Source organism: Neobacillus citreus, assembly GCF_018343545.2.
GTDB classification, from domain to species: Bacteria; Bacillota; Bacilli; order Bacillales; family Cytobacillaceae; genus Neobacillus; species Neobacillus citreus.
The window spans coordinates 1-12223 of record NZ_JAGYPE020000097.1 but is presented as its reverse complement, the minus strand read 5'-3'; the positions used below and the strand labels follow the sequence as shown (position 1 = coordinate 12223).

Genomic DNA, 12223 nt, shown 5'->3' with positions numbered 1-12223 from the left:
CTGGTAGGCATTTTCCGCGTCCACACTGCTCATCGTTGCTGCTGCATCCAATAATGCTTTCGCTGCTGTATTCATGAACTCCTGCACTTCTAGACGTGCATCCCCTTCAGCAAGTGCTGCACCTGCTAAGTAAACGGCATTGTAGTAGTTGTTTTGGCTATAGTACCATTGGGCGTCATCGTACTTAGGTGATTTCACCACGTTATTGACAATTGTGAATTTGCCTGTATTGTCTGCATAGGTCGGAATACCCGCCTTATCTCGGACAATCACATCTACATGCCAGTTCCCTAATAGATCAGTAGGTTTGACAGTGAATGTTCCAATCCAGGCATTTTGGCCTGCATCGAATGTTAGGACAATCTCCTTCGCTTCATCATAATAATAATGGCTGGATTTTGGCCAGTCTGCGTAATAGAGATATGCCATTGCATCACTGACTCCTGAATAATCATCCCTTGCCTGAACCTTAACTTCTACTTTATCTCCTACAACCGCTTGACTTGGAGTAACCTTCAATCCTTCAATGATTGGCCCTTCTGTGTCCGGTTGTTCATTGAAGATCCATAGTTTGAGATCATTTGAAGAGTAGTCATACGTACGATTTCCAGCATTGTCTACTGTCTCTAAAGAGATTTGGTTTAAACCTGCTATAGCATAAGCCGGAATTTGATAATCGACACTCCAGACATCCTTAGCCGCATCATATGTTAACGGAATACTGTAACCCATGTCTGATTCAGATACACCTACATGGATGGTAGCTGACTTCACACCAGATTTGTCGTCGGAAATTTTCGCTTCAAAATGAACCGAATCTCCAACATTGGCGCTTGAAGCTGATGCTTTAACATACTCTGTATAAGGAGCTTCGGTATCACCCTCAGGATTGTTGATATGGAAGTACCCGGACTTGTAAGTATTATTAAAGAATTTATCAGAAGCAGTAATGAAAACTTCTATCTGCCCATCTGGATCATTTTCTTTTACTTGATACTTACCTACCCACTTATTTTTTGCTGAATCATAGGTGAGCGGTATGGTTGTTTCCCCATTATAACCGTAAGGGTCGGACAATATTTGTGCTTTGACATAGCTAATCCCTGATTCATTATCAATAGCGCTGAATGAAACAGTTACCTCACCGCCGTTATTCACAGTAGATGGAGTAATTTCAATTCCTTCGATAATAGGGGCATTACGATCTTCTGCTTCGTTCGTAATGGTTACCGTTTGGTCCATTGCGACATTATCCATGTTTCCATTTTGGTCTTCCACCCACAGGTAAATTGCCCATTCACCAGGGTTTTCGTATTTGCTTACATTATACGTACCGGTCCAAGCATCAGTTGCCGCATCATAGGTTAAATTTACGCCACTCATTTCGCCGTAGTAACCAAATGAAGCTTTAACTGTTTTGACTCCGGATTTGTCATCACTAACTTTCGCTTTCAGTTCGAAGCTGTCTCCTGCTTCTACAGTAGCAGCGCTTAAATCAAATTGGTCTACAACTGGTGCGGTATAGTCACCATTAGGGTTGTTAACAATGAACGGTTGGTCAATTGGCCCTTCCCCATAGTTCCCCTTAAGGTCAAATGTGCCGACATTAAAATATAATTCTGCACCGTCAGGGATATTGGTAGGAACGGTTACATTAGAAACCCATTTTCCAGTTGTGCTGTCCCGTTTGAAATCAATCATTCCAAAGTATTCAGAGTAAAACCAGACTGAGCCGACACCTGATTGATCATCCTGGACTTCAGCTGTAAAGGTTGCCTTTTCACCAGCATTCATTACGCTCGGTGAAACCTCCAGACTTTTTACCACTGGACCGGTGTAATCCCCTTCAGGGTTTACGACAGTGAAGGTTTTGTCCCAAGTTACACTAGAATGGTTATAAGCCTTGTCCGCTGCCTGGATTTGAACTGTCCATTCTCCTGCTGGTGTGGTATCCATTATCTCGAACGAACCTGTCCATTTTTGTGTAGCTGCATCATAGCGGAATTCCAAGTACTTCGTTGCTCCAAATGTTTCGTTATTCAAAAATGCATAAACATTCTTTACCCCTGATTTATCATCCTTCACATCAGCAGTTACAGTTACTCTTTCACCGACATTTACAGATGCTTTATTAAGTGTGATGTTGCTAATGACTGGCCCTATAAAATCCGCATTTGGATTATCGATTGTTACGGTTAATCCTGGAGGAGTCACCCACATAACATTACCGACATTGTCTTCTAGCTGAAGGGAGTCAATTGCCCATTCACCTGATTGGTCCCGCGGTCCGACCACATAAGAACCAACCCATTCTGAATTGTTTTGATCATAATGAAGTTCAACACTTCGTCCATTCATGTGGTTTTGGTCGTATAAAAGTGCATAGATTCTTGCTATACCAGACTTATCGTCATGGGCTTTCACTTTAATCTTAATTTCATCCCCAACTGTTACCGTTCCTGAAGTCATGGTCGCGGTTTCCAATACAGGAGCTGTATAGTCAGCGTCAGGGTTATTAACTGTAAAGGTTTTGTTAGACGATGCATAAGTAGAATTGCCAGCCTTATCCCTGATCATTACCTGGTCCACCATCCATTGGCCCGGTTTGTCTTTTTTGGTGATGGTGTATTTCCCCACCCATTTGCCAGACGCCTCATCATATGTGAAATCTACATATCCGGAACCGCTTGGTTCATTCAGATCAGTGCTTGATGAATGGAAAAAGGCTGAAACCGATTCGACTCCAGATTGGTCATCTTGAGCATCAGCTGTAAATACAATCGTTTCTCCCAAGCTGACTTCATTCGTTGAAAGTACAAGTGAGTTCAATACCGGTCTTGTATAATCTCCTGAAGCATTTAAAACAGTGAATGACTGATTAACTGTTTTTCCTACATAATTTCCTGCCTTGTCGGAAAGCTCGATATCGGATAAGGTCCAGACCCCAGGCTCCATCGTCTCTGTAATTGGATAAGTGGCAGTCCATTTCTTTGTTTGGTCATCGTATTTAAAATCCAATATACGCCAGCTGTTACCAGGACTTACCATGTAACCGGAAACCGACTGCACCCCGGACTGTTCATCCGTCACATCAGCTGTCACCACTAAGTTGTCACCGACGTTCACTTCACTGGCTGATAGGTTCACCGTTCCTAGAACCGGACCTTCTAAGTCATCTGGGTAGACCGATTCAGTAACTGCTGCTGTCTGTAAGCTCGTGTTATTTATTTCTACATTGCTCCCAGCAGCCTGTGAGCCTGCGCTTGCCATTCCTGCCCCCGGAAGGCAAACCATGAGACTCAATAAAGATAAACTAATCTTCCTCCGCAAGTAAATCTCCCTCCAAATCTATTAATCTTTTACCACAATATAGAAGTATAAACTAAAATAGTATTTTGTTCCATATTTCAGGATAAAAATAATAGGAAAAAATCCCTATTATCCAATCATTGTATTTAGTTCTGTCTGTAGCTTTTTATAGCGTTCATTTTTTTTCAAAAGATAGATTTGGTTGAATTCCTCAATGGTTGAGGTGAGGAGTTTCTTGTCTAACGCTTCCCGTTTCAATTCCCCATAAGCAGAATTAAATTGGATCTCTGTCGTCTGCTCATATTTTTCCTGAATAGCGTTGTATTTGAACTTAATGGTAGATAGATCCTCTTTGCGCTCGGACTTGTACTTATATTCCTCTTTTGCTTCCTCGATTAATGCCTCGAGTTTTTGGTCTGCGAGACTATTAATTTGATAGAATTGAGCCCTGTATTTATTTTTCAAGTTTTCTATTTCTGCAGGGTTTGCGGCTTCGTCCGGAGCACTGTTTGTTGTTTCCGAGTTCACGTTTGCCGGTTGCTTGGAATTGGAAGTTATTGTGTTCCCGGATGCTTTCACATTTTTTTGCCCTCCATCCTGGACCGGTTCTATTTCACTATTATTTTCCGTTTTCTTTGAAGCTTTTTCGCTATAGCTATTAATCGAAAAGATTGATATTAAAATCAGCCCAAAAACACCTATCCCAATTAGCAGTCCTTTTTTCATTTCGTTATCACTCCACATTATTTCTTTTTGTCATTAAAATCCATATTCCATTATACATTTTAATTTTAGTAAAAAAATACTTGTTGTGAAGTTATTACTTTTATATCGGTGTCGAGAATCACTTTGAGTGTAAATTTTTCGTAAAGGCACTGTAAATTTTTCCAATATTTATAGGAAGATATCTCGTGAACTATTTATAATTAAGAAACAAATATAGATTATATAACTTCTTGGGGGTATTCAAATTGTTGGCCCAAAAAATAGCCAAAGTACTAAAACAGCTAAATGTAGAGAGACTAAAAGGTATTAGAGTGCCAAATGTAACATGGAATAACGTTTCTATTAGTAAAAAACTTTTTCTTACCTTTGGATTTACTATTTTTCTTTTTATTGTCTCTACCGTCATGGTTGGGGTCGTTATTACTTCTGTAATAACTGATATTCAAAATATTAATGAAAAGGGAGATCGCGCTGTAAAAATAACTGAAATGGGCTCGATTATTCGCTCTAAAGATATCCACATCGCCAATTACATAACCTTTTTACAAGAAAAGGATTTAAAGGGATATAGGCTTGAACGGAATAAGCTAAATGAAGAAATGAATCAGTTTCAAAAGAGCATAGACCAAGAAGACATGAAAAAGTTGCTTCAGAACATTTATAAACAAAATAATCAAATTGATAAGTTATTCGTAAACGAAGTATCCCCTGCGGTTGTCAGGTTAGATGTAGATATCTATACAAAGGCAAGGAAGAAAATATCAGACTTAAGAGAAGAAAATCTTACAAGCTTAAATGAACTTAGAAATATGATATATCAGGAACGAGATCATGCAATTGCTGATGCAAAAAGTCATACAAATTTTTTGATTATTCTTCTTATAGCAACCGTATCGATTACAACCGCATTAAGCGGGATTGTCCTCTTTTTTCTGACAAAATCAATTCGAAATAATTTAGCAAAGGTTGTGTCAGTCAGTAGAAAAGTAGCAAACGGGGAATTAACAGCGGAAAATATTACATACCAAGGTAAAGATGAAATTGGTCAACTGACGTTTTCCATTAATCAGATGAAGGATAACTTATCAGAAATTGTCCATGAAATAAAAACAGTATCAAATGAGGTTCTTGACAAAAGTGAAAATGTTGAAAAATATGCAATAGATGTAAAAGAAAAATGCAACTACATTTCAAGTACGATGTCATCTCTTTCTTTAAATACAGAGCAGCAAGCCGCTTCTACTAATGACATATATAGCAAATTTGAAGTTTTTTACAAAGAACTAGATGATGCCAATCAGAGCGGTCATAATTTAAGTACCTTATCTAAAGATGTTCTTCAGCTCACAACTAAAGGAAACAATGTTATGGATCAATCAATAGAAGAGATGGAGCATATTTATGACATGGTACATTCTTCTGTATCGAAAGTATCTGACCTTGAAAAACGAACCTCTGACATTAATAAATTAATTGAGGTGATAAAATCCATTGCATCCCAGACAAATCTATTAGCATTGAATGCAGCAATAGAAGCAGCAAGAGCAGGAGACGCAGGAAAAGGTTTTGCCGTTGTAGCGGATGAAGTCCGTAAATTATCAGTAGCAGTGCAATCTTCTATTTCAGAAATAACATCCATTGTTACTAGTATTCAAGATGAATCCAAGAGTATTTCAGATATTCTTAAGAATGGTTCCTACCAAGTAGAAGCGGGTAAAAACAAAATTCTTCATGCAGGTAATAGCTTTCAAACGATTAAAAGCGAAGTGGAGAGCATGGTTTTTACCATCCAGAATATAGCTGGAAATTTTCAGCATTTAAAGGAAAATGGAGAGCAAATCGTTTATTCCGTTCAGGAAATTACAGCTGCCACCCAACAAGTATCTGCCGGGACTTCTGAATCATTTGCCTCTATTCAGCAACAATATGTTGAGATTGAAGGAATAACGAAAGAAATTTACGAAATGGTTGCATGCGCAAATCGCATGTCAAATTTAATTGGAAGATTTAGTTTGTAAGTTCTATATAATTTAGCTCAACAAGCCAAATCCCTAGTGATTAACTAGGGATTAAATTTTTGTCCATCCCTTTGTTAAAGCATCAATTCTAGTTATTTCGACCTAAACAGTCTGTAATCCATGCCGATAATAATCATTATATTTTTTAGGAGGCTGTATAGGGTGTTTAAAAAGATTCAAACAAAGTTAGTTCTTTCAGTTAGTTTACTATTATCAATAACACTTATTGGGGTGTCCCTTTTTACTTATTTTGATATAAGAAAAGAAATTACTTCACAAGTCAATTCTAGTTCTAAAGAATTGGCCAATAATCTAAAAAGTAAAACAGACCTTTATTTGAAATTCTATGGAAGTACCGTTGAGCGCTACAGTGAAGATAATCGTATTATTGATTATTTAAAACAGATAGAGCAAAACGAAAATCAAGGTATAACAACACATTGGCCAATTGTAGATAACGACTTTCAAACTTTTATGAATCAAAATAAAAATGTTGCGGTGATCTTTGTTGGAGCAAAAACAAAACAGTTTAAAACGACTCCAGTTGTTGAATTACCAGTCGACTTTGATCCGACCAGCAGGCCTTGGTATTCCGCCGCAATCCAATCTCCAGCTCAAACCGTTTGGACAGAACCATACATAGATGCAAGTACAGGTCAGTATGTTGTTACTGTCGTTAAAACAGTCATGGACCCACAAACAAACGAAGTACTGGGCGTTGTTGGATTAGATTTAAATTTAGCTGGTTTAACCGAAATTATTAATAACACCCATGTAGATTATAAAGGATATTCTTTCTTAATAGATACTCAGGGTATAGCATTAGTACATCCAAGTGAACAAGGTAAAGATTTGAGCAAGAAATCATTCTATGCAAAGCTAAAAAATGCTGATGCTGGTTCTACTTTATATACAAATAAAGGCTTAGAGCATGAGACGTTTTACCAAACTTTGGATCAGACTGGTTGGAAAATTGGGATGGATTACAAGACAGGTGAATTATTTAAAAGTGCTCAAAAACTGAGCAACTTGATATTACTTATTTCATCTATAGCAGTAATTATCGGGATTATCATTACCTACATCTTAGCTAGAACCATCGCTAAACCTATCATGCTTTTGAATAAACAAGTTCAACAAGTAGCAAATGGAGACTTAACTGTCAGCGTTAAAATCAATTCAAAGGATGAGATTGGCCAACTAACCTTCCACTTTAATGAAATGGTCAATAACATAAGAACACTGATCACATCCGTAGAGAAATCAATAATGAGTGTAAATGATTCGGCTGCCCAATTAACGTCTATCTCAGAAGAAACAATTGCTTCAAGTGAGGAAGTTTCAAGGGCAATTAGCGAAGTAGCAAGAGGTGCTGCACAACAGGCACAAGATTCTGAGGAAACTAACAAACGTGCCATTCTATTATCTTCTCAAATTGAACGTGTTAATGGCAATGCGGATCATATGACGGAATTATCAAGGCTTGCAAAAGAAACGAATCAAACTGGGCTAGATCAAATGCAGTCTTTAAGACAAAAAAACCTTGAGAGTGAAGAAGTCATTAAAAGTGTTGGCGAAGCTATAAGCCAGCTAGTATCTCGTATAAAGGAAATTGAACAAATCAATCATTCCATAACAGAAATTTCAAACCAAACAGACCTTTTAGCACTAAATGCAAGCATCGAAGCTGCTAGAGCCGGGGAAAGTGGAAAAGGGTTCGCAGTAGTAGCGGAAGAAGTAAGAAAATTAGCTGTCCAATCTTCTGGAGCTACCCAACAGGTAAAAAAAACAATCTCCAATATAAATCATGAAACACAGGCCTTAGTTAAGAAAATGGAGCAAACCATAACCATTTCAAGCATTCAAAAAGAGGCAGTTGGAGAGACAGAAGTTGCGTTTAATCAAATATCACACATGATTCATGATATGGTCATTTCAATTAATTCAATTAAAGAAGATGTAGATTCCATAAATACGTTAAAGGATAATGTGGTAACCTCTATTCAAAGTATTTCGGCAGTAGCTGAACAATCAGCAGCAGCCTCTGAACAGGTTAGCGCATCGACAGAAGAACAAGTAAATGCCATTAACAATGTAACACAATCTGTAATAGAACTAAGTGAAGCCAGTACAAATCTTTCTGAAATGATCAAACACTTTAAGATTTAATGTAAAGCTTTTTGGAGAATTAAATATTATCCTTTGAGGTATAACTATTCTGGTTGTTATTTAATAGCAGTAAAGAAATATTATTTTGAACAAGGGGTTGCTAAGGCAATCCCTTTACCATCCCTTTACTCCTCTTTTTCGTAAAAAATTCCTTAGACACAAAAAGCCAGGCGGGCAGCCTGGCTCTGGTCATTTTCCATATTAAGTTGCTCTCATCTTCTTCCTTTTGTTTTTTCGATAAACATTGTTTTCTAAAAGTTGGCCGATCAATCCCATCACCAGGCCGAAGAAAATTCCGTTGAACACTGGAGCGTCGAAAAGCGGCAAACTTTTCAATATGGGGCCGTCATGCCAAAACAAGCCGAAATCCATCCCCAGGACGATTCCGAGAAAAAAGCCCGACAGATATGTCCTGTTCTCCACATTTCCTTCCAGTATCTGATTATTCGTCTTGGCCGTATTGTAGGCGTGCCAAATCGCAAAGCCATAGAGTGACGGATAAAACAATCCCCAGCTGTAATCGATAGGTGGCTTAGCCCCCGGTAGGTTCCCATCAAATGAGAAGACTAGGGCAAGATTTAATTTTGCTTTCACATTGATGACGAATTCCAATATCAGCAACGTAAATCCCATTATATAATCGCGGTTGTAAAATTGGCCGAACCCCGGCAGCACTACCGACCACAACATCGCGGCATAAGGAGATCTATATTGGCGGGTAGTTCTCATTAGGTCTTCCTCCCATAAGAAGTATATTTATATAATTTCAGCGTGGAAGTGGAAATCTCCTGCTAATTTCACAAATTTTGGGAATTTTGACATACAACTTTCTACTACTTAGGAAGTAGTACCTAAGGTGTAAAGAATTTGTTAGTCATCGGACATGACAGAGGAATTTGGGCTGTGAGCTCGGATTGTCCATTAGCGGTGCCTGACACCTTTTTGGTGAAATGATACCGTTTTTTCTAGAGGCTTGAGCATTTGCTCCTCGTGTTGCGGATTTTTGGGTATAATAGAGGAATATGGATTTTTTGGGTAAAGGGAGCGATGCCTGTGAACGAGGTGTTACAGGGGCTTGCGGATGAGTTGAAGGATTTGCTGAATGCGAATGCGGCGGATGATGCACGGCTAGTTCAGAAGGGTATGATGTTGTACCGGCAGGGTTTGGTCACGCAGCTTCGCTTTGAGAACGGGGAGTATACGGCGGTTGTGCAGGATGTGTCACCGGCGAAGGTGCGGCTGGACCCGGAGTTTTTGGGGATGAGTGATTGTTCGTGCCCCGGTGAGGAGCTTTGCCGGCATCAATTAGCCGTGTTTTTTGCGGCATACTCAAAGGAAGCGAGTGTTTCGGAGTGGCTAGCGGAGTGGCGTGAGCCGGTGCGGGAAACGAAGTTGGTGGCGAGCTGGGGTCTGCAGGCTGCGAAGGATTTGGTGAAGGCGGCCGGGCTTATGAAGCCGGACTATGACCGCTGGGTGCAGTCGTTTGAGTCGAGTTTTGATGCGTTGGTTGCCTCCAAAAAGCATTCGAACCCGTATGTGGTCTCAGAGCTGTTCGGGATTCATATGAAGCGGGTCGGTGCGAGTGCGCCGGTGGAGAAGGAATGGCGCCTGCTGTATGAGCTGGTCGCGTCGATCGTATCATTTCGGAAGCTGCTGGTGTTGAGCGAAGAGCTTGGTTTTAAGGAACATGTCGTACGGAAGGCTTATGGGCATTGTTTTGAAAATTTGCTCGAGGATACGGCGGATTTGGTGGAACGGTTGGTCGTACAGACGATGCCATTTGCGTTCGATGAGTTTATTGAGCGGCTGCGGGATGAGTCGTTTGAGGTCCTGATGTGTGTTGCGGGGTATGAAATTGAACGGGTATATATGCACCGCCAGTTGTGGACTGAGCTGTTCCGGAAGAAGGAGTGGCGGCAGGAGGAAGCGCTCCGGATTGGTTCCAGGTTGAAGGCGCTTGGGGAATCGGAGAATCCCCTGCCTTTCTCGGCTGCCATGATTCATTTATATTTCCTGCTTGGGAATGATGACCTGGCGTTGAAGCTTGCTGGCGGTGTGTCTGATGTTCGGTTTGTACCGTATATGGTGTACTGGATTGATTATTTTACAGGTGCGAAACTGTGGCGCCGAGCTGAGCCTGTGATTGAGATGTTTTTGGGAAAGCTGAAGGAGTATTTGGATTGGATTGGTTCGTATCAAAGCTGTTCGGCCTTTGTGAGGAGTGTAATGCGGTCGATTGCACCGTATTGTTCGGAGAATGGCCGCGTGGAATTGTATGAGCGGGCACTATTGGTGTCGCTGCCATACAGCTTTGCAGATTATGAATATTTGTTGTTTGAGCGCGGCGATTATGAGCGCTGGGGCGAGCTTCAAGCGTTTGTCGGGCTCGATTATTATGAATTGCCGAAGGATCGGGTTAAGGTCGTCGAGAAGGAGCGGCCCGAGGTACTGCTTGGGATGCTGCATCAGACAGCGCAGCGGGAGATTGACCAGAAAAACCGTTCGAGTTACCGGGCGGCGGTAAGGCACTTGAAGAAGCTGCGGACACTGTACAAGAAGCTGAAACGCGTTGATGACTGGGAGTACTTTATCGAAGGGCTGCTGGAGCGTACGAAGAGGCTTCGGGCTTTTCATGAGGAATGTCAGCGGAGTAAGTTGATTTAGGGATGGTGTCAGGCACCGCTCGTGGACATTTGTCCGTGTGAGGTGGACGGTTTGAGGTTTTTTGGCTCTGGATTGGTTTGTTGGGAGCGGTGCATGACACTTATGAGGTTGGTTTTTTTGATTGGGAGACCTCGCATTTTTTTGATTCGCCGATAGAATGGCTGATTTCGCCGATTGGATCCGTAAATTCGCCGATAGAATGCCATAAATCGCCGATAGGGCCTTAAAATTCGCCGATAGGATAGAAAATGCACGCTCATTAATTTAGTGTCATTTTATTGTAGTCGGGTGACTTTTCAGCTGAAAATATGTATCTTAGAAGACTTTTTGAGGGCAATTATAGATTTACATACATACATTTATTTTTAAATTACCTTTTTTAAAAAGAAAAAGGTATTCGAGGGTCTAACTTTAAGCGGCCCTCCTATAAAGGAGCACGTTTTCCATGCTTAAAACCAGGTTTTTGAAATTGCTGACAACTAAATTAGGTGATGATCGGTTTCTGCTGACGGCCCAAGATGAGCACGGCAGGTCCATGAGTCCTTTCAAGTGGAAGAATCTTGTCTTCAGCAGCCACGAGGAGAGTTTTTTCGGGACAGCCCTGGATGAGATGACAGTGGATGATGTCGAAGGCGTGGTTGTGAACGGCTGGCAACTTGTGTCCCTTTTTGCCAAGGAATCGTTCAACCGCTTTATCGAATGGGACTGGAATGAAGAGTCCGAAATTTGCTTGGCAGCCGCCAATTCTATGTATGAGGGCATTGTAGAAAAAGACTGGCACCCGGACTTTTCCGTATGGGGCCCGGACGGCGAATTCCACTGGAAGCTGCCCGAGCGCGTGATGGATGAATTCCATCCCGAGTTTTGGGAACAAATGGTGCATGGGGACGGTTCTTCTGCATCATCGCCGGCAGATGAAGTGGTGCACGGGGACGATTCTCGCGCATCATCAGAGGCAGATGAAGTGAGGCATGAGAACCGTCCCCATGCCTCACCCACCGCTCTCAACTATATTTCGGATTTGTATAACAGTGCGCTGGATTCTTTTTTGACTAGGAATAATGCGGCGAAGGAGCTGTTTGGGCCGAAGCTTGATTTATTGAAGAAACAGAATTTGTCGGGCTTGGAGCTGGCGCGTTACTTTGATGAGGAAAGCTGGCTCGAATGGGTCGGCATCAAGGAGAGCGAGGCGCCGTTTACGATTGGCTTGCGGCTGGATGAGCCTGAAGACGGCGATGGCGACTGGAGCCTGGATGTATTTTTGCGCGGGAAGAAAAATATCGATGAGATTGTCGATGTCGAGGATGTGAAGCGGATTCCAGCCAGATGGCGGCCGT

General features: G+C 41.3%; 6 protein-coding genes and 2 pseudogenes. 5 read left to right on the top strand and 3 right to left on the bottom strand.

Going from position 1 to position 12223, the window contains the following annotated elements; all coding sequences use genetic code 11:
* Together KHB02_RS28155 and KHB02_RS28150 are read right to left on the bottom strand one after the other, a co-directional pair.
* A partial coding sequence (locus tag KHB02_RS28155; RefSeq protein WP_241114156.1) for an Ig-like domain repeat protein occupies positions 1-3330 on the bottom strand: 3330 nt, incomplete at its 3' end.
* A gap of 108 nt (positions 3331-3438) precedes the next feature.
* Entirely contained in the window at positions 3439-4035 is a 597-nt protein-coding gene (locus KHB02_RS28150) for a hypothetical protein (protein ID WP_213148035.1), read from the bottom strand.
* A gap of 245 nt (positions 4036-4280) precedes the next feature.
* Between KHB02_RS28150 and KHB02_RS28145 the strand changes: the two genes are divergently transcribed.
* Both KHB02_RS28145 and KHB02_RS28140 read left to right on the top strand, forming a co-directional pair.
* Positions 4281-6053 (top strand): methyl-accepting chemotaxis protein, encoded by a 1773-nt coding sequence (locus KHB02_RS28145; protein ID WP_213148034.1) that lies wholly within the window; start codon positions 4281-4283, stop codon positions 6051-6053.
* A gap of 162 nt (positions 6054-6215) precedes the next feature.
* Entirely contained in the window at positions 6216-8222 is a 2007-nt protein-coding gene (locus KHB02_RS28140; protein WP_213148033.1) for a methyl-accepting chemotaxis protein, read from the top strand.
* A gap of 201 nt (positions 8223-8423) precedes the next feature.
* Here KHB02_RS28140 and KHB02_RS28135 read toward each other — a convergent pair whose 3' ends face one another.
* A complete protein-coding gene (locus KHB02_RS28135) occupies positions 8424-8951 on the bottom strand; it encodes a hypothetical protein (RefSeq protein WP_213148032.1) in 528 nt (175 codons plus the stop codon).
* Between the two features lie 318 nt (positions 8952-9269).
* On the opposite strand from KHB02_RS28135, the pseudogene KHB02_RS29980 reads away from it, so the two are divergent.
* The 3 genes and pseudogenes from KHB02_RS29980 to KHB02_RS28120 form a co-directional block, all read left to right on the top strand.
* A pseudogene (locus KHB02_RS29980) lies at positions 9270-9542 on the top strand (SWIM zinc finger family protein); the annotation flags it as partial.
* A 216-nt stretch (positions 9543-9758) separates the two neighbouring features.
* Positions 9759-10886 (top strand): hypothetical protein, encoded by a 1128-nt coding sequence (locus KHB02_RS28125; protein WP_241114157.1) that lies wholly within the window; start codon positions 9759-9761, stop codon positions 10884-10886.
* 445 nt (positions 10887-11331) lie between these two features.
* Positions 11332-12223, top strand: a pseudogene (locus KHB02_RS28120) (DEAD/DEAH box helicase); the annotation flags it as partial.